This window comes from Methanorbis furvi, from assembly GCF_032714615.1.
In the GTDB taxonomy this organism is placed as follows: domain Archaea; phylum Halobacteriota; class Methanomicrobia; order Methanomicrobiales; family Methanocorpusculaceae; genus Methanocorpusculum; species Methanocorpusculum furvi.
This window is the reverse complement of the sequence record NZ_JAWDKA010000001.1, coordinates 1-21403: the sequence shown is the minus strand read 5'-3', so window position 1 is coordinate 21403 and position 21403 is coordinate 1. Positions and strand designations below refer to the sequence as shown.

Genomic DNA, 21403 nt, shown 5'->3' with positions numbered 1-21403 from the left:
TTTTTTCTTTTTTTGTTGGTGTTTTGATCATAGCTCCGTGGGCGGCTCACAAATACCCCCGGCAAATCTTTATTCCTGCTCACATGCAACAACCTTTGCATGAAAATTTCGGTTGCCGCGAGCGTCATTGCAATCCTCGTCCTCACCATACTTTCCGCAGGATGTATCGGGGACCAGACAACCGACATCACGCTTGGCAACCAGTCGATCGGAAAAATTACCATAACACCGGTCTACGAAAATATGTTCTCCAACACCTCCATTCAGGACAAATTCAATGTCAAAATCGAACTGTTCGGCATGGTCTTCTCTAAAGACGGCGTAACAAAAGCAGAGGCCGACGACATTGCCGCAGGAATTCTGAATCCTGAAGGTGCTCTCAACATGTCATTTGTGAATGACTCCGGACTTACAATGCCTGAGATCAACGACGAAAGCCCGAACCTCACCGCATTCATGGACAATATTTTCAACATGCCGCTAACCAACAGAGACAAAAACAAAACCATCAACAACATCGACTGGGACGGGGCATTTACTCGAATGCAGGAGTCGATGAACCGCACCAGCTCACTGCTTGGTCTATCAGATACATAAATAATCTCAGACGGAAAATGGACTGGTATGCATCATCGATACCTCCTGCTCTGTGTAATACTCCTTCTTCTTGCAAGCCCTGCGGCAGCAGTGGAATATGACAACACCCTCACCGTATCTTTTTCCGGTTACGACGACTCGTCCCCGGTGCAGGTGTATCCGAACGGCTCAACCGTCATCATCCCGTACGGCAGTACGGTATGGATCGGGGCAACCCAGTACCCGGGCGGAACCTGGGACACCACCGTTCCAAATCTCTACTTAATCAAACCATCAGGAAAAGAGATCGTCCAGCTGAACTTCGGTAACGTGCAGGGACTGTTCAGCATAACCTATCATGTCCCGGCAGTCTACTACACGAACGGCGCTCCACAGACAATCACTCTCCAGCTGAACGTGGGAGACGTCGGCGGCGACTCGTATCAGGACTCCATCTATGCAAAACATCCAAATCAGTACACCCTCCTCTTCTCTGATGCATATCCAATCATTCTCAACGGAGGGACCACAGCACAGTTCACGTTTGGAAATCCCTATGACGCACCCTACATCCGCCTCATCTCGGTGACCACAAACGGTGCAGTCATTCCCCAGAACGCGGAAATTGTAATGATCCCGCAGAAATCTGCAAACCCGATCCCGACTCCGGCCCAGCCCTACACTGCCCTCTACGACATGAAGGTTGAAAATATTCCGACCGCCTCGATCAAAGAGGTTGATTTCCTCTTCGGTGTACCGGTAGGTGTGGTAACTGATGCAGGATTTGATCCAAGATATGACATCGAGCTTCTCCGCTACACCAATGCATGGGAAAAACTTGAGACCTCCTATGTCTGGGAAGGGGAGGGACAGCAGGCAGGAATGGACTGGTATGCGGCAAAGTCTCCGGGATTTTCCTACTATGCCGTAGGTTTTGCAGAGAATGTGACCAAACTCCCAGACGAAGTTTTTGGAACGCCGACGCCGACCGCGACAACTGAAGTTGTCACACAGCCAACAACCGTCCCCATCAGAACCGCGAGCGTTCCAACCCCTCCGCAGGAGTCATCATCATTCATGTTTGCAGGAATTTTTGTATTGGGAGCTGCGGTAGCAGTGGTGCTCCGCCGCTGACTCACAAAATATTTTCCAGCAAAAACTTGCAGCCGATCAGAATGAGAATAATGCCGCCGAAGATCTCCATCTTGTTGCCAAACGCATCCCCGAGTTTACTGCCGGCAACAACGCCGACAAAAGAAAACACAAACGTGACAATACCGATGATGATCGCGGCGAGAAAAATTTCCTGGCCGAGCAGTGCATAACTTACACCGATCGCAAGTGCGTCGATGCTTGTGGCGATCGCAAGAACTGCGAGAACTTTCCAGCCGGTGAGATCAATGCCGGCTTCTTCGCCGCCAAAGAGTGCGTCGTAGATCATTTTTCCTCCGACAAACAAAAAGAGGAAAAAGACGATCCAGTATCCGTACGGGTCGATGAGGTTGGTGATCGGAACACCAATCACGTAGCCGATCAAAGGCATCGCAAACTGGAAAAATCCGAACAGAAGACCAGCGGTAAGAGCGGTCTTGAGAACATCTTTTTTGAGTGATGCGCCTCCTGCGAGCGAGACGGAAAATGCATCCATCGCAAGGCCGACTGCGATTAAAAGAGTGGGGATGAGGTACTCCAGCATGGATTTACCACACAGGTTTGCCGTTTTTGCGAACCATGTCCACGCCTTCCGGGTCTTCGACGACCACAACGAAGGTTCCGTGGCACGGTTTTGTGTACCCGTAGATCAGTTTTTCGTCTTTGACGCCGACGATGACCGGCGGGATTCCCATCAAGGGTTTTTCGAGCAGTTTGAATCCGGGCGGGACTTCATACTTTTCGGTGCTGTTGCTTTTGATGATGTCTCTGGCTTCTTTGAAACTGCAGTTTTTCGCCAGGACTTCGTAGTTCATATTTTCAAGGCAGCCCATTCCAGAACCTCGTCGATTTTTGCAAGAAGCGGTTTTGTGTTGTGTGTAACCGGTGCTACAACTTTTTCTGCAGGAAATTCAATCTCCTGAGCGATGTCGTAAGCATGTTCGCCAAACAGGATGGTGACCATTACAGATTTTGGCGCAAGAGCTGCGGCGGTTGCGGTGTAGGTAAGTCCTGCGTCATTGTGAATCAGGGAGATTATCAGCGGGTAGCTGACTTTGCCGTCCGCAAGATCACTAATGGTCCGGTCAACGTCGCGGTACTCTTTGATGTAGTATTTTTTCGGGTCGCTTGCCACGATCAGCTGTTTTGCCGACGGGTTTGCAGCGAGTACCAGGGTTTTGCCGAGATCGTTTATGAAATCAGCAATATAGAGAGCAATCGGCGACTGGACCGGAATCTGCGGGCACCCTAATAGGAGGAGCACTTCAGCGGTCATACGTGATTGTACTAGTGGCGCTTAGAAGGGATAAATATTGGTCTGTGGGTGGTTTTGTTTTTTATTCATGAACAGCCCACGGAAAATCGGAGTACACGGAAATTTCACGGAAAAAACATCACGGAGCAGACGTGAACATCACGGAAATAGATTTTTAGAATTTCCTGTGCGAAGTTGTGATAAAATAGAAATGAAGAAAATATTTTTTTTACTTCAGTGAAATTCTGTGTGTTCCGCTTTTCTGTGGGCGGAGCTATAAAAAAAAAGAAATGAAGAAAATATTTAGATGCAGTCTTTGAGCTGGAACTTGAACGGGCCGAGGTTGCCGCCATAGTTTCCTGCGGTGATCTTGACGACACCCGGAACTCTGCATGCTGCCTGAACGCCTGCCTTCATTGCTGCATTTACGCTTGCCACATCGACACCGTCAATGACAATTTCGTAGACTGCCTTGACGCCTGCCGGAATCTCGGTGTCCTCGACTTTGGCTGCGATGGACGGACAGAACTTTTCGTTGGTGGATGCGCCCATGAACTTGTACTTCTTGGAGCCGACCTTGGAACCTGAAGAGACAACGCCTCCCGGGAACGGAGTGATACAACCCGGGACATCGGCAATTGCCGTGACTGCAGCTTCTGCTGCAACCAGTGCAGACATCTGGGAGTCGCCCATGATCAAGAAGTTGCCGCCTGCGACACCTTTGACTGCGCCGACCTCCTCCTCAATGATGAAGTCGCCGCCCATGATTGGGATGGACCAGCACTGGATACCGCCAACCTCGACCTTGGACTCATAGCCGTCGCCGAAGAAGTGGAGCTTGACCGGAATGATCTCTTCAGATCCTGCTTTGCCGTTGAAGACTGCGGTGGTCGGTGCGGTCAGGACACATTCTGCAATGCGTTCAAGAACCTGTTCCTTGAGTGCCTTCTTGCCGCAGCAGATCAGGATTGAGTAGCCAGGGCGGTGGTCCGGAGTCTCGGATGCCGAGAGGAACTTTTCAATGCCTGCTTCGCACGGACATCCAATCGTGGAGGTTGCAAAACCGGTTGCTTCGGTTGCTGCCTTGTATGCCCATTCCTTCGATACTGCAGTGATTACGACACGGGCGACCCACACCGGGAAGCCTTCTGCATATGTGTCTTCGAGTATTACACCGTTGAATTCCATATGTTCACCAGTTTTAGTGATAGTATACCAATAGGACACCAAAGATAAATAGCATTTTCTTTCCATCTGATTTTGGCATCAGCATAACTTATATGCGTGACCATGCTGAATAGACTGCTATGAGAAAATCCATGATTGCAGCTCTGGCCCTGCTGCTGATTCTCCTCGTGTTCGCACTCCCCGCGTCTGCGGCAGAGGGGGAAACCGGAGCACTCTCCGTGGTATCATCACCGTCCGGCGCTGATGTCTACGTGGGAGATATGTACGTTGGTCAGACGAACAATGCATTTGTAAATATTTTGCAGGGAACCTACACGGTTCGTGTGGTGAAGGCAGGATATAATGTGTATGTGGTGGAAAATGTCTACATTCCCGGAGGGTCCAGTGCGAATACAGTTCCAATGTCGGCAGACTTGCAGAAGTCAGTGAACATGGGAGGTCTCATTGTGGACAGTTCGCCAACCGGCGCTTCGGTCTATGTGGATGATGTCTTTTGCGGGACGACACACTACGGTGGTCTGCAGATTGCGGATCTGATTCCTGGCACTCATACGATACGCTTTGAGCTTGCCGGCTACAAACCCTACACGGTGACTGATTATAATACACCGGCCGGGTACGGAACTCCTCTGACCAATGTCAACCTCGTTCCAATCGCAACGCCGACGCCGACGCAGACGTCTTCGGGACCGGCAACGACTGCTTCGATGATGCTTGATTCTTCGCCGTCCGGTGCGACTGTGTCCGTGAACAATGAGTTCCGCGGCTATACACCGCTCACGCTTTCAGGATTTGTGCCTGGGAGTTACAGTGTGTTGATCAGTCATGACGGGTATATGGCATGGCAGTCAACGATGACGGTTTCTGCAGGAGAGACGGTGAGACAGACTGCGTATCTGAACCCGGCATCTGCTGTACCAACGCCGACTCAGTCTCCCGCAGGAGTTGTGCCAATATTTGCCGGAGTGCTTGCGGTGGCCGGCTGCCTGATCTTTTTCAGGCGCTAAATTTTTTTGGCTTTGCCAATAAATTCGTTTATGGGTAACTAACGCACGTCGTAGCTCCGCCCACGGAAAAACGAGACGCATGCCTTCGGCCTGCTTACCGCTCCGCGGGAGCACACGGAAATTTCACGGAAAAAAACATCACGGAGCAGACGTGAACATCACGGAAATAGATTTTTTAAAATATCGGAGGCGGAGATATGATAAAAAAAGAAATGAAGAAAATAATTATTTTACTTCCGTGCTGTTCACGTCTGCTCAGTGATGTTTTTTTTCTGTAAAATTCCGTGTGCTCCCGCGGAGCGGTAAGCAGGCCGAAGGCATGCGTCTCGTTTTTCCGTGGGCGGAGCAACAAACAATGGGCAACACCAACTTTTTTGATCAAATACTACTTATGCGGCCGCGTCCACTATTTTTGTAATCACTTCCTTTGGGAGACGGAGACGTTCCATGCTGAAACATCTGTGTATATTTTGTCTGATTGCTGCCCTCCTGCTGATCGCTCCGGCAGCGGCAGCAAATGCCTCGGTAATAGAAAATACGAACTTCATTACAGTGCAGTCCAGCCCGCCGTACGCTGATGTCTATATTGACGGTGTGTACAAGGGAAAAACACCGGTGAGTGCTCCTGATTATTATGAGGGACATTATGAAGTTCGTGCAGTTCTTGCCGGATATGATGAGTATGTTGTTCCTGATTTGTATGTGAAGCCCCAGGGCTCTGGCGTTGCTTCGGTCACGGCAAATCTGATGAAGAACACCTCGATTGCAGGCGTGATTGTGTACAGCGATCCTGATGGTGTTCGCGTATATGTGGATGATGTGTATGCGGGAACTGTTCCGCCGCTGAAGGATGGAGGACTGCAGCTTGCCGGTTATGCTCCTGGCACTCACACGTTCAGGTTTGAGAAGGACGGCTACAATACGATGACGAAAAATAATTATGTGCTGAGTGCCGGAAACACGGAGACCATTCGTGTAACGCTTGGCAAAGCCGCCCCAACAGAGACCCCGACAGTTGTTGTTACCACAGTTCCGACAACAACAGCCACAACTTTTGCACCGGCCGCACCAACGAAATCTCCGGTGCCGCTCGCAGGAGTACTGATCGGTCTTGCGGCAGCTGCTCTTCTTCTGAGAAGAGATTAATTATTTTTTCAAAAAATATTTTTCAAAAAAAATTCTGCAAAACTTTTTTTTTTTATTTCGAGAGAATTTTTTCTCATGAGGAGTTACGCGGTGATGAGTTTCATTGTTTGGGATTATTCTGTAGGTGGTTACTCCAAGCGAGGCCACAGTCAAAGAATTCTTTTTCCTTATGCTATTTCACACCGCGTAACTCCAATTAAGAAAAAAAATATTTTTCAAAAATATTTTTCAAAAAAAAATTTCCACAAAATTTTCTCTACTTCGAGAGAACTTTTCTGCGGAAATATTTCATCGGATACGGCAGGGCAAAACAGCACACAACCGCGAGCCCCATAAACACAACCTGCCAGGTGAGGGCAGTCGGCATGCCGATACTATCGGCAAGAGCACCGATCACTACAATCGACACCGCACTCAATGCCTGCGGAATGCCGATCACAATACCTGACGCAAACCCGACACTGCCCGGCATCATCTCCTGCACGGTTGCGATCTCAATTGTTGCCGGAGCCATCAGGAAAAATCCTGCTGCAAGAAGTGACACAAGGGACAGAGGGGCAGGGAGCAGGAAAATTCCCAGGTATGCAGGAATCGAACAGGCGTAGGAGATCAAAAGTATCTCCTTTCGACCAAACCGATCGGAAGAAAATCCTGCGACAAGAGTCGCAATCATTCCTGCATAAAACATACCGGTCACAAACAGCGTTGCATAGAAGTAAGGGATGCCTGCATACGTAGTGAGGTAGACCGTTGCAAATGCCAGAAAACCGTAGTAGACCCAGGTTCGCATCGAACTAATCCCAAGCATCATTCCTGCCCGTCTCCATCCGGTTGAAGTGCCCGAAGCTGCTGCTCTGTCCTCTTTTTTCACGAGTTCAGGTTTTTGCGGGAACCGGAAGAGAATGGCGGTCACAATAATTCCTGGAATTATCAGATAGATGAGACCCGGAAGGCCGGCCCACACCAGAAGTGCGCCGGCAACAAGTGGTGCTGCCCCGTATCCGAAACTGCCGCCCACGGAAAACAGGGACAGGAGAGTTCCCCGGTTTGCGGGTGTGGAGAACTGATAGATCTGCTGATATGCATTCGGATGAAACATCGAGTTGCCGATTCCCGCAACAACTGCGAGGATCAGAAGAATCCAGTAGTTTTGGATGAACGCAAACATGCTGATGGCAACTGCGGTCATCAGCACTGACCAGCTGGCACCGATCGTCCATTTCCCATTGTCCTGCAGCCAGCCGGCGAGCGGCTGAACCACTGCAAGCGTGAGCGTGATAGCTGTTACCAGAAATCCTGCCATCGCGTATGAGGTGATTCCCTGCGAGGCAAAAACCGGAATTAGTACCGGCAGGCTCGCTGAGATCACCGGCAGATAGAAGTCAACTGCCCCGTGCCCTGCGGCAAGGACGGAGATACGTTTTGCAAGTTCGTTCATTCTATCCTTTCCAGATGCACAATTTCAACAGGGATCTCCAGAGAGTCTTTGGTGTGGAACGCAAACTGCCTGGGGATTACCAGACTTGCAGCAATTTTTTCCACCATTCTGGCACGGCCTTTTGTGTAGGCTGAGAGAAACGGGATACTCCCTGCATTGAATATGCCGTAGCAGGTTGGGGCGATCGCGAGAGCTGTGTCGATGAACGGCCGGTCGGCGTGCTCCTTTTGTGCGCCAAATGGCGGGTTCATCACGACAGTGTCGGCAGTGATTTCAAGCGGAGCGGCTCCCCCAATACGATGCTCGATGAATGTAATCTCGATATCGAACGCCTCGGCATTTTCGCGGGCAACAGCAAGTGCCGCAGAATCAAAATCAACGGCAGTCACTTCGGCCCCGAGCAGTGCAGCACCAACTGCAAGCATGCCGGTTCCGCATCCAAGGTCGCAGACGCGGGCACCTTCGATGTCGCCGTTCATGTTTGCGTGAAACAGCATGCGTGCCGCAAGCGTTGCGGGCGTCATGTACTGCTCGAATGATGCGTCAGGCCGGTCGAAGCCTTTGATCTTTTGAAGCTGTATCTCAAGCTGGCGGAGTTTCATATTTTTATTCTATCTCGTCAATTGCGTAGTCATCCCAGGACCGAAGCCCGAGCACAATCTCAAACTCGGCGGGCGAAAGCACAGGTACCGGAAATCTGCTCTGATCATCAAGCGCAAGCCGCGGGCATGCCGTGTTCACGTAAGCGTCAAAGCCGAGGTTGCGCAGCTGCATCTCCGAGACCTCGCGGATGAGAATGATCGAGGCTTTGTCGGTGAGGCTTTCAAGATACTTTGCCAGATCTTTTCTGCACTGACCGGATTTGGCGGAGAGCAGGATGCCGAAATTTTGTGCAGACTTTGCTTTTTCAATCTGCACAAACCGTTTGCGCAGCAGTCTGTCCGCCGAGACCTCCTGTATGCCTCCTTCAGCGTAGGGATCAAGGGCGAACGTCGGCTTTGCGGTTGCAAGCGAGACGCCGATTGCATGAAACACACCGGTTCCGATAAACAGATAGGCGTCAGCGTCCGCTGTCTTTGCTGATGCATACGTGCAGCCGAGTACCTGACCTGCGAGCGGAGTGCGGGATGATCCTGCGCCAGTAGTGGCGCAGACACCGTGATCGTTCAGCCATCGAACGATGTCGTCAGTCTGGTGGGCGTGCTGAATCGTTGTCACGACTCCGACTTTTCCAAAGTTCGAGAGAGTCGGAACTGCGGAGGCAAGGGTTTCGATGTCAATGTCCTGATGGAAGGGAATATAGATCACATTTTCCTGATTTGTGACCGGCGTGTGGCCGATGTGCACCAGTACATCAGCATCACAAAGTGCGTCGAGCGCGAGATCGCACGCGCCCCAGCATGCATCGCCAGAGATGACAACCTCAAACCCTTCGGCTCGCAGAGCGTTTGCAAGCATTGCGGTTCCCGGCTTCAGGCCCTCCGGCAGCTGGACGGCGACCCGCTGTGCGTTTCTTGCGTGAAGGTCATCGATCAGATCCGAAAGCGGAATCATACCAGGCTGCACCGCCGCTTCAGTGATTCAGACATGTGTAAGTAGTTTTGAGCGCCGGAAGAGAAACATCTATCGACTATATCGGTTTTGCATTTTTTTCATTCCGGGCTATTCACGATACCAACAACACAACACCGAACCGGATTCAAAAAAACACATAAATTTTTGGGTTGCTATTGGGTTATTATTGAAAATATATATTTTTTAGAATTACAAAATATTTAGTAAAAGATACTCAATAGTAATCATAGATTAATCTTATTATCCCTCGCAACCGACATGTAGATGGTACAAAACATGAAGGCGGTCTTAGGACTTGAAGACGGAACTATCATTACCGGCAGCGGATTCGGCGTTGAAGGCGTTGCAATCGGTGAAATGGTAGTCACCCTCGTATCCAACGGATACATGGAAGCCCTCAGTGACCCAAGCGCGGCAGGACAGCTCCTGATGTTCGGCTACCCGCTTGTCGGAAACTATGGCGCAAACCCCGATCAGCTCCAGAGCAGCAAAGTACATGCAGCGGGCGCAGTTGTCCGCGAGCTTTGCGAGTTCCCTAAGCACGAGCCTACTCTGGCGCAGTACTTCGAGGAGAACGGACTGATCGGAATCGAAGGAGTTGACACCCGTATGCTCACCATCAAACTCAGAGAACATGGTGTCATGCGTGCCGCACTCCTTACCGGCTCTGACGACGGACACGAAGCAGTCCGGCTCGCCCAGCACGCACCGGTTCAGGAAACCCGCGAGCTGATCCCAGACGTCACCTGCAAAGAAACCTATCATATCAAAGGCTCAGGAAAAAAGATCGCAGTGCTTGATCTTGGCTGTAGAAAATCCATTCTCCAGAGCCTGAATAATCGCGGCGCAGATCTCACTGTCTACCCGTACGGAACTCCGGCCGATGTAATCCTTGCCGGAAAACCGCAGGCACTCTTTGTCACAAACGGTCCCGGCTATCCGTTCGCCGCACCCAAAGCAGTCGCAACGGTCAAAGATATTCTTGGAACCATTCCGGTGCAGGGCGTTTGCATGGGAACCGAGATCATTGCCTGCGCACTTGGCGGAACGGTGGATAAACTCAAACTCGGCCACCGCGGCGCAAGCCAGCCGGTAAAATTCTCCGACGGCTCGGTCGCCGTCACCTTCCAGAGCCACGGCTACGCAGTCAATGGCGACAGCCTGCCGGAAGGATGCGAAGTATCCTGCGTCAACTTAAATGATCACTCAGTCGAGGGATTTGTCAACAATGACCTCGGCATCTACTGTGTGCAGTTCCACCCCGAACACGACGCTGTTCACGACGGAGCGGAAAAACCAATCTACGACATCATGTACAGAGGAATCCCAGATGCCTAAAAATCCAACACTCAAAAAAGTCCTCTTAATTGGTTCCGGACCGATTCAGATTGGACAGGCTGCAGAGTTCGACTACGCAGGAAGCCAGGCATGTAAAGCCGTCCGCGAAGAAGGCATCGAGGTCGTACTGGTCAACTCCAACCCGGCAACGATCCAGACCGACCCGGAAACCGCGGACAAAGTCTATGTCGAGCCGCTGAAGGCCGAGATAATTGCCGAGATCATCAAGAAGGAAAAGCCGGACGGAATTCTTTCCGGTATGGGCGGCCAGACCGGTCTCAACCTTACAGCAGAGCTCTACGAGATGGGCGCTCTTGAAGGCGTTCAGATTCTTGGAACACCGCTTGAAGCAATCTATCACGGCGAAGACCGTGAGATGTTCAAAAATCTCATGGTCGAGATCGGTGAACCGGTCCCGCGAAGTTTCATCTTAACCAAGATGGAACAGCTCGAAGAAGCATTCGCCGTCGTCGGCCTTCCGGCAATCATCCGTCCCGCATACACCCTTGGCGGCAGCGGCGGAGGAGTTGCCGCAACCAAAGAGGAACTCAGAAAAATTGTTGAGCACGGTCTTACCAAGTCCCGTGTCCACCAGGTGCTGATCGAAGAGTCGGTCAAAGGCTGGAACGAGATCGAGTTCGAAGTTATGCGTGACGCAGCCGACACCTGTATCATCATCTGCGGAATGGAAAATGTTGACCCGATGGGTGTACACACCGGCGAGTCTGTCGTAGTCGCACCGATTCTCACGCTGACTGCTGACCAGTTCGGCATCATGCGCAGAGCTGCGATCAAGATCATCAGATCCCTCAACATTCAGGGAGGGTGCAACATCCAGTTCGCATTCAAAAACGGCGACTACCGGATCATCGAAGTAAACCCGCGTGTCTCGCGAAGCTCGGCACTCGCATCAAAAGCAACCGGTTACCCGATTGCAAGAGTTGCCGCAAAGATTGCGATCGGTATGCGGCTTGATGAGATCACCAACACCGTTACCGGCACAACGCCCGCATGCTTTGAGCCGGCAGTCGATTATGTTGTGGTCAAAGTTTCCCGCTGGCCGTTTGACAAGTTCAAGACTGCTGACCGGACCCTCACCACAGCGATGAAAAGTACGGGCGAGGTCATGGCAATCGGCAGAACGGTTGAAGAAGGATTCAAGAAGGCGCTTCGTTCTCTTGACACCGACATTTACCACCACACCGACATCAACGAGATCAGAATGATCCTCTCGCGCCCGACCGACGAACGGTTCCCGACACTGTTCGATGCGTTCCGGCTCGGCATGACGATCGATGAGGTTCACCAGCTGACCCAGATCGAACCGTTCTTCTTAGAAAAGATCCAGCATGTCGTTGACATCGAGCTTGAGCTGCGCGAACACCCGACCGAAGAGCTGGTCAAGACCGCGAAGAAGTTCGGCTTCTCGAACGCCGAGATTCGCGAACTTACCGGATGGAACATCTATAAGATCGAAAGCCTCGTCGGTCTCCCGACCTACAAGATGGTGGACACCTGCGCAGCAGAGTTCCCGGCAAAGACGCCCTACTACTACTCCACCTGGGAGCAGGAGTGCGAACTGCGTGACTCGCCGAAGAAGAAGGTACTCATTCTCGGTTCCGGTGCGATTCGTATCGGTCAGGGTATTGAGTTCGATTACTGTACAGTGCATGCGGTCAAGTCGCTGCGTGAAGAAGGCATCGAGGTCCACATTCTCAACAATAATCCTGAGACCGTCTCAACAGACTTCGACACTTCTGATCGGCTCTACTTTGAACCCATGCAGCTCGAAGACGTGGTTAACATTCTCAGGAAAGGAGACTACGACGGCGTGATGGTACAGTTTGGCGGACAGAACTCGGTGAACCTTGCGATTCCGATTCAGGAAGAGATCAAGCTGTTCGGTCTGAAGACAAAGATTCTTGGAACGAGTCCTGACAACATGGATGTTGCTGAGGACAGAAACCGGTTCAGTGTTCTCCTCGAAAAAGACGGCATTCCGTCCCCTGCGAACGGTTCCGCATACTCGGAAAAAGAGGCGTACGAGATCGCAAAGCGGATCGGCTACCCGGTTCTCGTTCGCCCGAGCTATGTTCTCGGCGGCCGTGCGATGGAACTTGTCCATGACGAACTTGAGCTGCAGACCTACATCAAAGAAGCAGTCAGAGTGTCAAACACCCATCCGGTGCTGATCGACAGATACCTCGACAATGCAACCGAGCTTGATGTGGACGCGGTCAGTGACGGAACAGATGTTCTGATTGGCGGAATCATGGAGCACATTGAGGAGGCCGGTGTTCACTCCGGAGACTCAGCCTGTGTGATTCCAACCCAGACCTTAACGCAGGAACAGATTGAGACGGTGAAAAACTATACCAGAAAGATTGCGCTCTCGCTTGGCGTGGTTGGTCTTATCAACATTCAGTACGCTCTGCACAATGGAACGATCTATGTTCTTGAGGCAAACCCGCGTGCAAGCCGAACGGTTCCGTTCGTGGCAAAGGCAACCGGCCTTCCGCTTGCAAAGATTGCAGCAAAGGCGATGCTTGGCAAGAAGCTTGCAGACATGCCGTATCAGGAAAAAGAGATCAAGCATGTCGCGGTCAAAGAAGTTCTCCTGCCATTCTCCCGACTGCCGGGTGTTGATCCGATTCTCGGCCCTGAGATGAAGAGTACGGGTGAGGTCATCGGTATCGATTATGACTTCGGCCGCGCTTTCTACAAGGCAAGTCAGGCGGCAGACAACAAACTTCCGCTGAAAGGAAAGGTGTTCATCTCAGTAACCAATCAGCAGAAGAATGAGATTCTGCCGATCGCAAAGAAGCTCGCCGACCTCGGATTCTCGCTCTACGGAACTGACGGAACGGTCAAGTTCATGGATCAGCAGGGCATCAAGATGAATCTGGTCAGAAAAGTGCAGGAGGGTTCGCCGAACATTATTGATATGATCCGTGCGGCTGATATTGATCTGATCATCAATACGCCGGGCGACAAAAATGCACGGGCTGATCACTTCCAGATCATGCGGGCGACGATCGATTACAGTATCCCCTACATCACAACCATCTTCGGAGCAGAGGCAGCAGCACTTGCAATCGAGTCGATGAAGACGAATACGATCACGATCGAACCGCTCAGCCACTATCACGCTGAATAATTTCAAAACTTTTTTTTTCAAATATTTGGCTTTGTTTATTACGTCCTGCCGACCACGGAAATTTCACCGAAAAAAACAGCACGGAAATAAATTGTGTAGTGATATCACTACATTTTTTTACCGGCAGAGTTATTGGCGGATTTGTGCAATAGATCAGCAGAGTTGTATGGCGGATACTATCGACGTTTTGATTTCTGAGGAAAAAATCAACGCACGCATCAAAGAACTGGCAGAGAGCATCGATCACGATTACGCAGGAAAAGAGATCATATTTCTCTGTACTCTGAAAGGCGCCTGCTTCTTTGCCTGCGAACTTGCGAAACGCGTGACCCTTCCGGTGTTCATGGAGTTCATTCAGGCAAAAAGTTATGAGGGAAAAAACTCGACCGGAAATTTAGTGATGAAACTGGATGTGCCCGAAGAGGCAATCGCCGGAAAGCATGTAATTATTATTGAGGATGTGATTGATACCGGCAGAACGCTCAGCCATGTAAAACAGCTGATGCTTGATCGCAATCCTGCATCAATTGCGGTATGTTCGCTACTGGACAAACATGAGTGCCGGGTCGTTCCGTTCGAGGGAGAGTACATCGGATTTTCCATCGGCGATGATTTCGTTGTGGGATACGGGCTTGACTGGGATCAGAAGTACCGAAACCTGCCGTACGTGGGCATCGTACGATAAATTTCCCGTACTTTTTTTTGGTTGCACTATTACGGTGCTTTTGCTTCTCTCTGAATAATCTCGGTAACAATCTCAACAACCTCGCCGGTAAGTTCAGCACACTGTTTCTTACGTTCCGGCGAGTCTTCGAGCATATTTTTTGTCAGCACCCGACAGCACACCGACGTGTTTTCTTTGCGGAACCTGTCGTGAAGCTCACGTGCATACTTCATACACTCTGCTGATTTTGCTTTCTCCTCAGGTTTTGTTCTGCCGAAAACAAGACCAAGAGCCATAATCCCTCCTGCAACCGCTCCACACGTGCATCCTCCGCCGCCCATGCCAACAGGAAAACCTGATGCGGCCGCAATAATCTCATCTGAAACTGACGGACAGAAGGTGTCTCTAATCATTTTCACCACAATCTCAGAACAGTAGAACTGTCCGCTGTTGAAAAGTTCTTCAGCCTGAATTTGTAATTGGGCACAGTCGAGATTTTCCGGAATGGAAAAATAGGAAGGGAGCGTCATGCTCTCTTTGCAGAAACGGTTAACGGAATTGCATTTCTCACCGTAAACAGCGCCATGCATCCGTTATATGCCGCCTGTTTCAGGCTCTCGATCTCCTCATCGGTTGCCTGTGCGCTCGTTACATTGAACGTAACTCTGTACGCGCCAACCAGAGGCTGGTCGCCAAGCTGGAACTGTGCATGATAATCGAGGTCAGCTTCGATGTCGGTGTGCAGAGCATCGATCTTGATTCCTCGTTTTGCTGCGGCGGTCATGAAAGTAGCCGAAGCACATCCGCAGATCCAGAACAGACCATATGCCATTGGTGACGGATAGTTGCCAAGCTTCTCGAAGTTCGGGTGGGCTAACGCAAACGTGACCGGTCCTGCGTCGGTCTTTGCGTCTGCTGTAAACTGTGGGCCGTTCTCGTCGAACTGCCAGGTTCCGCTCATCTTGGTCGTGAACAATGCTTCGTTGTCGTCAGCCTTTATCTCGGCCTCGTACTGCTTTACCTGTGCTATATCGATATTGTTGAGTGACATTTGCGTATATTCTCCAAATATTTTTGTAGATGTGATGACTTCAGGTTTCTGTTAATGACAATGTGATAAGATAGCAGTCATCTCCTTTTTTTGTGGAGCTGACTGTATAACCGCTTGCAGGAAATGATCCTTCCACTGTTTTCACCTGTGTCGATGTACCGAGAAAACTGAAAGCGCCTTTTTCTTTTTTTAAGGCAACTTTCAGCCTCAGCATTAGATAAGTACACGATTCTTCACGGAAGTCAGGTATCATCCTAATCTATTTGGTTTCTCAGTTCTTAGTGATACTGATTTCCCAAAGTCCGTTTTCAATCATTTTTACACTGCATCTGTGGTTTCTGTTTTCGCAGTACTCGGGAATGGATGCTGTAGCTGCGGGTGCGTGGTCGCATACTACAACGAGTTCTTCGCCTGAAGAGAGTTTTTTCAGCTCTTTGTCTACTGCCAGAAGACAGATCGGACAGACTTTTCCGGTGATGTCTAATTTTTCTGTCATGATTTTTCCTTCAGAGTCCTATTGCGGTAAACGCTTGTACGATCCATGGGGAGAGAAGTGCGGTGAAGATGACTGCACCTGCAAGCATGCCGACCACGAAGATCAGGGATTTCATGTTTCCTTCCGAGGTCATTACCAACTGACGCAACGGGCATCCGCCAAGGAGTGTTCCAATAATTCCAACGAAGATTCCGCCGATGATCATGAGGATGATGACTCCTACAGTACCTACTGCCGGAGCTCCACCGATTGCGGTGAAGAGCTGTCCTTCCTGAAGGCACCAGAAGAATTTGGGAATTGCTGCGGGAACGATTAAGGAGAAGATGAAGTAGAAGACGAATGCTGAGATGATGAGTGCGATGTATCCTTTGAGGAGACGGGTCTGGCGGAAGAGCATGTAGTCGCGAATACCGCCGATTGAACAGAATCCGCTTCTCTGACCAAGCCATCCGATGACAAGTCCGAGGATGATCGTTGCGATTGGTACAAGCAGTACTGCTGTTTCTTTGGGAATTAAGAATCCGTCAACCATGTTATTTTCCCTCCATTCTTTTCATGGCGATTTTGATGCCGATGAATACTCCGACGATGAGTGCGATGAGTCCGAAGACTGCAACGAGGTCGCCGTAACCGATTCTGAGTGCAAGGCGGTACGGGCATGCTCCCATACAGAGTGCGAAGATCATGAAGAGGATTCCGCCGATTCCATAGACTGCGTAACTTTTTGCGTCGCCTTTTTTGACTCTGAACTCTTTGTAGAGAACTGCTGCTCCTGCTGCTCCAACTAATACGCCGATGATGGTTAAGACCGGCAGAGTTCCTGCAGCAACTGCGTTTGCGGAAAAGGGTGCAAGAAAAAGGTTGCTTCCGGTGAGGGAGTTTGTTACGTAGTTGATTAAGTCACGGCTGTGGCATGCGACACAAAATCCATACGCCTGTGGTCCGCCAGCGGCAAACAAAAGCGCCTGAATGAGTGCTGCGGCAAAACCGATGACGGCTCCACCCAGAAGTGGTATCTTGAGATACGTGTCCACTCCTTTCCTTTTTTCAGAAATATCTGTTACCATGTGTATGATCTTTCTTTGGCCGTTTTTATTTATTAATGTTATTGGGTATATTTTTATAGGTGATTATTTTTGAAAAAATGAATTATTCATATATATTAAGGTGGCATGTGTATTTTTATATTGGTTCTACCCACCATCATTTTGATACCATCTCTCACTTCTCAATCGAAAAATATCAGACCAACACAAACCAAAAAAAATCCCGCAGACTTTCAAAACAGTAGATAGTGCTCCGTAAGTACTCTCGTGTTATATATTTCTTTCTAAAAGTATATAAATGTGTGTATTGTCTGGATAGGAAAAATCATCAACTCCTCTCCTCTTCCAAATATTGTGAGAAGTGAGAGATGGTATCAAAATAAACAGAAGTTACTCCAAGCGAGACCAAGGACAGAAAAATCTCAGACGATGAAATTCATCGCGTAACTCCAATTTGAAAAAATATTACCGATTATTCACGTGAACAAGCGTAAGATTTGCCTCTTTTGCCGTCTTTGCAGCGGTCGCGGTCACATCACCCGAAACTGCGATGAACGGAATTTTTGCGATGATCGCTTTTCGGACCGTTTCGGTCATCAGATTACCGATGAGGACTACGTAGGTCTCGGAAAATACTGTTCCAAGCGTTAGTCCGTGACCGATAAGCCGGTCGAGAACATTCTGGGAGCTGACATCCTCGACTGCTGCGAGCAGGGTACCATCCTTCGCAAAAAGTCCGCCGCTGTACCAGAGAGACGCTGGGAGCTGATCAAAACTGCGGGAAATCTCTTCCTTTGAAGGAGTAAAACCGGCAGTCAGTTGTCCAAGCCTTCCTGAATCAAGAAACGACGAAGCCCCTCCGCATCCGGCAAGCACGGTCTTTCGGGAGAGCAATATTCCAAACGGCTTTGACGTCACCACACTGACCTGGCTTCCGTCGCGGTGTATGGAAGTAATATCTGCATACGTCTCCACCACACGTTCCGTAAAAATATGGCCGGTCACAAGATCCTTGGGATCTTCTGCTGATGTCATCAGCGTCATTGCGGCTCGGCCGTTGATAATAATCTGCACAGGTTTTTCTTCGATAGATTTTGTCATTCTTACTTCACCATCCCTGCAATCTCTTCGACCGTTGCAGTCAGCATATCGATGTCATCCTCGCTGTTGTAGCAGTAGGCACTCGCCCTCACTGTTCCACCCGCAAGTCTGAGACCTTTCATTAACGGCTGACAGCAGTGTTCTCCTGACCTGACCATAATGCCTGCCGCCTCGTCAAGAAGATAGGCGACCTCGTGGGGATGCACATCCTCAAGCGTAAACGAAACCGTTCCGATTAAAGGCACGCCACTTGGTGTGTAGACGTGAACTCCGGGAATCTCCGAAAGTCCTGAGATCATTCTCCTCGCAAGGTCAGCACTGTGGTCTGCGACATTTTCCATGCCAAGCCGCATTAGATATCGTGCGGCTTCTGCAAGACCGACCGCTCCGATAACATTCTGGGTTCCTGCCTCAAAGCGTGCATGCCCTTCAACGCGGGTAAACGAGGTTCCATCTACCTGTGCAACCATTCCTCCGCCGGCGAAAAGCGGTGCCGGAATATCCGGTTCTGCGACATCCGGGCTTATCCAAAGTCCTCCGGTTCCCATGGGGCCGAGCATCTTGTGTCCTGAGAAACAGAAGAAGTCGCAGCCGAGTTTTTCCAAGTTTAGGGGGAGATGGGGCGCAGTCTGTGCTCCGTCAAGCAGCAGGAGAACACCGTAATCCTTGCAGATCTTTGCAATCTCTTCTGCCTCGGTAATCGTTCCAAACACATTGGAGGCATGACCGATCGCAACAAGCCGCGTGTCCTTCGTGATGCATGCCTCAACATCCTCAGGCAAAATCACGCCGGAAAGACCTCTGACTACGTCAACTTCTGCAACCCTTCCCTCATTCTTCAACCGATACCAGGGAAGAAGGTTGGAGTGATGGTCCTGGATGGTTGTAACAATTCGGTCGGTTTTGTTCCAGCGAAGTCCGAGCGAGACGGTGTTTATCGCTTCGGTGGTGTTTTTCGTGAAGGCCAGCGTTCCGTTCTCTCCGCCGAAAAACCGTTTGAGTGTTTCGTGCGCTTCCAGATACTGGTGGGTTGCGATGCGGGAGAGACGGTGAATTCCCCGCCCGACGTTGGCACGATAGTTGTACTCGGCATCATTCTGTGCTTCGACTACCTGACGTGGGGAAAGAGAGGTTGCGGCGTTGTCCAGATAGATTAGTTTCTGTAGAATCGGGAAGTCGCCGCGTATAAGTTCAGGGTCGAATGCTGCCATTGGTTGGTTGAGTTTTGTTTTTCTCACTAATAAAGATTACATCTGTTTTTAAATATGGATAAATGGCCATTATTCCGATATTTAATGATTTCTGCATTCTCGAACTAATTGTTTATATTCGTTGCTGACAAATATTGTACCAATGACAAAGAACGGTGAATACATGGAGGCATTCTTCGGCGTCGAGCTGTATAAGAAGTTCGAAGATGTCCTCGGTGATCTGGAGAATATCGAGATTGATCTCAAAGATATTTCCAAAGAGGTCGGGCGCCTCGGCGGAAAAATTGATGATCAGGATCGTCTTGAGACCGCCCGCGAGATGCGTGCGGCAACGTACGAGTCAGCCCAGCAGGTGCGTGACGTGCGATCTTTCTTAGGCTTCTACTTCACCCAGAGCCAGGAACTTTCCCAGGTGATTCTTGAACGCGATGCCTACATGCTGCTCTACCAGATCTTCAAATGGGATATGAATGATGTGCGTGACCTTCGCGGTTGGATCCGCGACTTCAATCATGTCTGTAAAACGATCGGTTACCGGCCTGAGGATCTGCTCAATATGAACCGCCTGACTGTCAATCCTGTCCCTGAAGATGTTGTCCGCTATCCGGTCTATGCGGTTGACAAGCATGACTACTGTCTGTGCGGCAAAAATTACGATGATATTATGCATATCAGCGAAATTCGCGAAGAAATGCAGGATAAGAGCTAAGGGTGCCTCAACCCCAGAATATTTATCGACGTTGGGAGATATGAGATCATGGCAAAATATCTGTGCATTTTCTGTGCATACATCTATGATGAGGATCTGGGTGACCCCAAGCATGGTATTCCGGCAGGAACCAAGTATGAGGATGTTCCTGTTACCTGGAAATGTCCTACCTGCATGATCCCGAAAAGTAAGCCCGGTCTTTTCCGCAAGATCGAGGACTAAATTTTCTTCAATAATTTTTTTTTGGCATCCGTTTTTTTCTCTATTTTTAACAACTGTATAGTTACGTATTTTCCCTCAACTTTGGAAAATGATTTACTTGTTCATTGTGTTTGGTTTACACTATCTTCCATGATCTAAATTTGTGATCAAAATCGATGAAATGCGCGCCCTATCAGTAGATGTGTTTAACCGGTAAATCAAATTAACCGCGAAAACTGAATTCAGACCCCTGTGGTTTCAGCCTCAACCCACCGTTAACACTCAAAAAATCGAAAAAACTGGATAGGTATTTATGCCCTCTTTACAGAGTTTATAGTATCCGAGGTTTATCCATGGAAATTAAGTATGTAACCACTACCTGCCCGTACTGCGGTGCCGGCTGTACCTTTAATCTCGTCGTCAAAGACGGCAAGATCTGTGACGTCCAGCCCTGCCAGCGCGGTCCGGTCAACGAAGGCAAACTCTGCCCGAAAGGAATCTACGGCTGGGAGTTCATCGTCTCCGAAGACCGTCTCAAGACCCCGCTGATCAAAGACAAAGCAACCGGTCAGTTCAAAACCGCAACCTGGGACGAAGCACTCGCTGTCGTCGCAGAAAACTTCGCCAAGTACAAGCCTGACGAGATCGCTGTCATCTCCTCTGCCCGCTGTTGCAACGAAGACAACTACGCAATGCAGAAGTTCGCCAGAGTCGTTCTCAAGACTCCGAACGTCGACCACTGTGCCCGTCTCTGTCACGCCCCCACCGTCGCCGGCCTCAACATGGTCTTCGGCTCCGGAGCCTCGACCAACTCTTTTGACGACCTTGCCATCACCGACTGTCTGTTCATTATCGGTTCCAACAACTTCGAAGCCCACCCGCTCGCAGCCCGCAGAATGATGCAGGCCAAAGCCAAAGGCGCTCACGTCATCGTCTGCGACCCGCGTATGACGCCTACTGCAAAACAGGCCCACCTGCACATCCAGCACTACCCGGGAACCGACATCCAGCTCCTCAACTGTCTCATGAAACAGATCATCGAGCGTGGATGGGTTGACGAAGAGTTCGTCAAAAACCGTACCAACGGCTACG

At 50.0% G+C, this 21403-nt stretch carries 24 protein-coding genes; 10 read left to right on the top strand and 14 right to left on the bottom strand.

Annotated elements, in window-relative coordinates; genetic code table 11:
* The first annotated feature begins 99 nt into the window (after nucleotides 1-99).
* Nucleotides 100-597, top strand: coding sequence for a hypothetical protein (locus tag McpAg1_RS00120; RefSeq protein ID WP_338093245.1), 498 nt, complete (start codon nucleotides 100-102; stop codon nucleotides 595-597).
* Between the two features lie 27 nt (nucleotides 598-624).
* The gene (locus McpAg1_RS00115) at nucleotides 625-1710 is read left to right on the top strand and encodes a hypothetical protein (protein WP_338093244.1); all 1086 of its coding nucleotides are present in this window, start codon (nucleotides 625-627) and stop codon (nucleotides 1708-1710) included.
* A 1-nt stretch (nucleotide 1711) separates the two neighbouring features.
* Here McpAg1_RS00115 and McpAg1_RS00110 read toward each other — a convergent pair whose 3' ends face one another.
* From McpAg1_RS00110 to fhcD, 4 genes are all read right to left on the bottom strand, one after another.
* Nucleotides 1712-2272, bottom strand: coding sequence for a manganese efflux pump MntP (locus McpAg1_RS00110; RefSeq protein WP_338093243.1), 561 nt, complete (start codon nucleotides 2270-2272; stop codon nucleotides 1712-1714).
* Nucleotides 2273-2276: 4 nt separating this feature from the next.
* Nucleotides 2277-2561, bottom strand: a complete 285-nt coding sequence (locus McpAg1_RS00105; protein ID WP_338093242.1) for a DUF1894 domain-containing protein — start codon at nucleotides 2559-2561, stop codon at nucleotides 2277-2279.
* A complete protein-coding gene (locus McpAg1_RS00100) occupies nucleotides 2540-3004 on the bottom strand; it encodes a DUF1890 family protein (protein ID WP_338093241.1) in 465 nt (154 codons plus the stop codon). The genes McpAg1_RS00105 and McpAg1_RS00100 overlap by 22 nt, the downstream gene beginning before the upstream one ends.
* A gap of 282 nt (nucleotides 3005-3286) precedes the next feature.
* Nucleotides 3287-4171 (bottom strand): formylmethanofuran--tetrahydromethanopterin N-formyltransferase, encoded by an 885-nt coding sequence (gene fhcD, locus McpAg1_RS00095; RefSeq protein WP_338093240.1) that lies wholly within the window; start codon nucleotides 4169-4171, stop codon nucleotides 3287-3289.
* A 119-nt stretch (nucleotides 4172-4290) separates the two neighbouring features.
* Here fhcD and McpAg1_RS00090 point away from each other — a divergent pair, with 119 nt between their 5' ends.
* Complete coding sequence (locus tag McpAg1_RS00090; protein WP_338093239.1) at nucleotides 4291-5178, top strand: PEGA domain-containing protein; 888 nt, start codon at nucleotides 4291-4293, stop codon at nucleotides 5176-5178.
* Between the two features lie 447 nt (nucleotides 5179-5625).
* Nucleotides 5626-6324, top strand: coding sequence for a PEGA domain-containing protein (locus McpAg1_RS00085; RefSeq protein WP_338093238.1), 699 nt, complete (start codon nucleotides 5626-5628; stop codon nucleotides 6322-6324).
* A 256-nt stretch (nucleotides 6325-6580) separates the two neighbouring features.
* Here McpAg1_RS00085 and McpAg1_RS00080 read toward each other — a convergent pair whose 3' ends face one another.
* The 3 genes from McpAg1_RS00080 to dph2 are packed head-to-tail and all read right to left on the bottom strand — an operon-like array spanning nucleotide 6581 to nucleotide 9316.
* Nucleotides 6581-7762: an MFS transporter gene (locus McpAg1_RS00080; RefSeq protein WP_338093237.1), complete on the bottom strand. Its 1182-nt coding sequence runs from the start codon at nucleotides 7760-7762 to the stop codon at nucleotides 6581-6583.
* Nucleotides 7759-8364 (bottom strand): METTL5 family protein, encoded by a 606-nt coding sequence (locus McpAg1_RS00075; protein ID WP_338093236.1) that lies wholly within the window; start codon nucleotides 8362-8364, stop codon nucleotides 7759-7761. Before McpAg1_RS00075 ends, McpAg1_RS00080 begins: the two co-directional genes overlap by 4 nt.
* Nucleotides 8365-8368: 4 nt before the next feature.
* Nucleotides 8369-9316, bottom strand: coding sequence for a diphthamide biosynthesis enzyme Dph2 (dph2, locus tag McpAg1_RS00070; protein ID WP_338093235.1), 948 nt, complete (start codon nucleotides 9314-9316; stop codon nucleotides 8369-8371).
* 285 nt (nucleotides 9317-9601) lie between these two features.
* Here dph2 and carA point away from each other — a divergent pair, with 285 nt between their 5' ends.
* From carA to hpt, 3 genes are all read left to right on the top strand, one after another.
* The gene (carA, locus tag McpAg1_RS00065; RefSeq protein ID WP_338093234.1) at nucleotides 9602-10675 is read left to right on the top strand and encodes a glutamine-hydrolyzing carbamoyl-phosphate synthase small subunit; all 1074 of its coding nucleotides are present in this window, start codon (nucleotides 9602-9604) and stop codon (nucleotides 10673-10675) included.
* A complete protein-coding gene (carB, locus tag McpAg1_RS00060; protein WP_338093233.1) occupies nucleotides 10668-13832 on the top strand; it encodes a carbamoyl-phosphate synthase large subunit in 3165 nt (1054 codons plus the stop codon). The genes carA and carB overlap by 8 nt, the downstream gene beginning before the upstream one ends.
* 166 nt (nucleotides 13833-13998) lie before the next feature.
* Nucleotides 13999-14517: a hypoxanthine phosphoribosyltransferase gene (gene hpt, locus McpAg1_RS00055; protein ID WP_338093232.1), complete on the top strand. Its 519-nt coding sequence runs from the start codon at nucleotides 13999-14001 to the stop codon at nucleotides 14515-14517.
* 29 nt (nucleotides 14518-14546) lie between these two features.
* Here the strand turns inward: hpt and McpAg1_RS00050 are convergent, their stop codons facing one another.
* The 7 genes from McpAg1_RS00050 to McpAg1_RS00020 form a co-directional block, all read right to left on the bottom strand.
* Complete coding sequence (locus McpAg1_RS00050) at nucleotides 14547-15026, bottom strand: C-GCAxxG-C-C family protein (protein WP_338093231.1); 480 nt, start codon at nucleotides 15024-15026, stop codon at nucleotides 14547-14549.
* Nucleotides 15023-15547, bottom strand: a complete 525-nt coding sequence (locus tag McpAg1_RS00045) for an OsmC family protein (protein ID WP_338093230.1) — start codon at nucleotides 15545-15547, stop codon at nucleotides 15023-15025. The genes McpAg1_RS00050 and McpAg1_RS00045 overlap by 4 nt, the downstream gene beginning before the upstream one ends.
* A 271-nt stretch (nucleotides 15548-15818) precedes the next feature.
* Entirely contained in the window at nucleotides 15819-16043 is a 225-nt protein-coding gene (locus McpAg1_RS00040) for a sulfurtransferase TusA family protein (protein WP_338093229.1), read from the bottom strand.
* 10 nt (nucleotides 16044-16053) lie between these two features.
* On the bottom strand, nucleotides 16054-16575 hold the full coding sequence (locus tag McpAg1_RS00035; RefSeq protein ID WP_338093228.1) for a YeeE/YedE thiosulfate transporter family protein: 522 nt from the start codon (nucleotides 16573-16575) through the stop codon (nucleotides 16054-16056).
* A gap of 1 nt (nucleotide 16576) precedes the next feature.
* The gene (locus McpAg1_RS00030) at nucleotides 16577-17110 is read right to left on the bottom strand and encodes a YeeE/YedE thiosulfate transporter family protein (RefSeq protein ID WP_338093227.1); all 534 of its coding nucleotides are present in this window, start codon (nucleotides 17108-17110) and stop codon (nucleotides 16577-16579) included.
* Between the two features lie 444 nt (nucleotides 17111-17554).
* Nucleotides 17555-18190, bottom strand: coding sequence for a formate dehydrogenase accessory sulfurtransferase FdhD (locus McpAg1_RS00025; protein WP_338093226.1), 636 nt, complete (start codon nucleotides 18188-18190; stop codon nucleotides 17555-17557).
* Nucleotides 18191-18192: 2 nt separating this feature from the next.
* On the bottom strand, nucleotides 18193-19401 hold the full coding sequence (locus McpAg1_RS00020) for an aminotransferase class V-fold PLP-dependent enzyme (RefSeq protein WP_338093225.1): 1209 nt from the start codon (nucleotides 19399-19401) through the stop codon (nucleotides 18193-18195).
* A gap of 142 nt (nucleotides 19402-19543) precedes the next feature.
* On the opposite strand from McpAg1_RS00020, the gene McpAg1_RS00015 reads away from it, so the two are divergent.
* The 3 genes from McpAg1_RS00015 to McpAg1_RS00005 form a co-directional block, all read left to right on the top strand.
* The gene (locus McpAg1_RS00015) at nucleotides 19544-20110 is read left to right on the top strand and encodes a hypothetical protein (RefSeq protein WP_338093224.1); all 567 of its coding nucleotides are present in this window, start codon (nucleotides 19544-19546) and stop codon (nucleotides 20108-20110) included.
* A 48-nt stretch (nucleotides 20111-20158) separates the two neighbouring features.
* Nucleotides 20159-20332 (top strand): rubredoxin, encoded by a 174-nt coding sequence (locus McpAg1_RS00010; protein WP_338093223.1) that lies wholly within the window; start codon nucleotides 20159-20161, stop codon nucleotides 20330-20332.
* 332 nt (nucleotides 20333-20664) lie between these two features.
* Nucleotides 20665-21403: molybdopterin-dependent oxidoreductase (locus McpAg1_RS00005; RefSeq protein ID WP_338093222.1), on the top strand; the 739-nt coding region annotated here is incomplete at its 3' end.

Bases quoted from the DNA above. Each gene is read 5' to 3' on its own strand.
- McpAg1_RS00035 (WP_338093228.1), bottom strand. From the start codon at position 16,575: ATGGTTGACGGATTCTTAATTCCCAAAGAAACAGCAGTACTGCTTGTA.
- McpAg1_RS00040 (WP_338093229.1), bottom strand. From the start codon at position 16,043: ATGACAGAAAAATTAGACATCACCGGAAAAGTCTGTCCGATCTGTCTT.
- fhcD (WP_338093240.1), bottom strand. From the start codon at position 4,171: ATGGAATTCAACGGTGTAATACTCGAAGACACATATGCAGAAGGCTTC.
- carA (WP_338093234.1), top strand. From the start codon at position 9,602: ATGGTACAAAACATGAAGGCGGTCTTAGGACTTGAAGACGGAACTATC.
- hpt (WP_338093232.1), top strand. From the start codon at position 13,999: ATGGCGGATACTATCGACGTTTTGATTTCTGAGGAAAAAATCAACGCA.
- McpAg1_RS00115 (WP_338093244.1), top strand. From the start codon at position 625: ATGCATCATCGATACCTCCTGCTCTGTGTAATACTCCTTCTTCTTGCA.
- McpAg1_RS00075 (WP_338093236.1), bottom strand. From the start codon at position 8,364: ATGAAACTCCGCCAGCTTGAGATACAGCTTCAAAAGATCAAAGGCTTC.
- McpAg1_RS00110 (WP_338093243.1), bottom strand. From the start codon at position 2,272: ATGCTGGAGTACCTCATCCCCACTCTTTTAATCGCAGTCGGCCTTGCG.
- McpAg1_RS00050 (WP_338093231.1), bottom strand. From the start codon at position 15,026: ATGACGCTCCCTTCCTATTTTTCCATTCCGGAAAATCTCGACTGTGCC.
- McpAg1_RS00080 (WP_338093237.1), bottom strand. From the start codon at position 7,762: ATGAACGAACTTGCAAAACGTATCTCCGTCCTTGCCGCAGGGCACGGG.
- McpAg1_RS00045 (WP_338093230.1), bottom strand. From the start codon at position 15,547: ATGTCACTCAACAATATCGATATAGCACAGGTAAAGCAGTACGAGGCC.
- McpAg1_RS00030 (WP_338093227.1), bottom strand. From the start codon at position 17,110: ATGGTAACAGATATTTCTGAAAAAAGGAAAGGAGTGGACACGTATCTC.
- McpAg1_RS00015 (WP_338093224.1), top strand. From the start codon at position 19,544: ATGACAAAGAACGGTGAATACATGGAGGCATTCTTCGGCGTCGAGCTG.
- carB (WP_338093233.1), top strand. From the start codon at position 10,668: ATGCCTAAAAATCCAACACTCAAAAAAGTCCTCTTAATTGGTTCCGGA.
- McpAg1_RS00105 (WP_338093242.1), bottom strand. From the start codon at position 2,561: ATGGGCTGCCTTGAAAATATGAACTACGAAGTCCTGGCGAAAAACTGC.
- McpAg1_RS00025 (WP_338093226.1), bottom strand. From the start codon at position 18,190: ATGACAAAATCTATCGAAGAAAAACCTGTGCAGATTATTATCAACGGC.
- McpAg1_RS00010 (WP_338093223.1), top strand. From the start codon at position 20,159: ATGGCAAAATATCTGTGCATTTTCTGTGCATACATCTATGATGAGGAT.
- McpAg1_RS00120 (WP_338093245.1), top strand. From the start codon at position 100: ATGAAAATTTCGGTTGCCGCGAGCGTCATTGCAATCCTCGTCCTCACC.
- McpAg1_RS00100 (WP_338093241.1), bottom strand. From the start codon at position 3,004: ATGACCGCTGAAGTGCTCCTCCTATTAGGGTGCCCGCAGATTCCGGTC.
- McpAg1_RS00085 (WP_338093238.1), top strand. From the start codon at position 5,626: ATGCTGAAACATCTGTGTATATTTTGTCTGATTGCTGCCCTCCTGCTG.
- McpAg1_RS00090 (WP_338093239.1), top strand. From the start codon at position 4,291: ATGAGAAAATCCATGATTGCAGCTCTGGCCCTGCTGCTGATTCTCCTC.
- dph2 (WP_338093235.1), bottom strand. From the start codon at position 9,316: ATGATTCCGCTTTCGGATCTGATCGATGACCTTCACGCAAGAAACGCA.
- McpAg1_RS00020 (WP_338093225.1), bottom strand. From the start codon at position 19,401: ATGGCAGCATTCGACCCTGAACTTATACGCGGCGACTTCCCGATTCTA.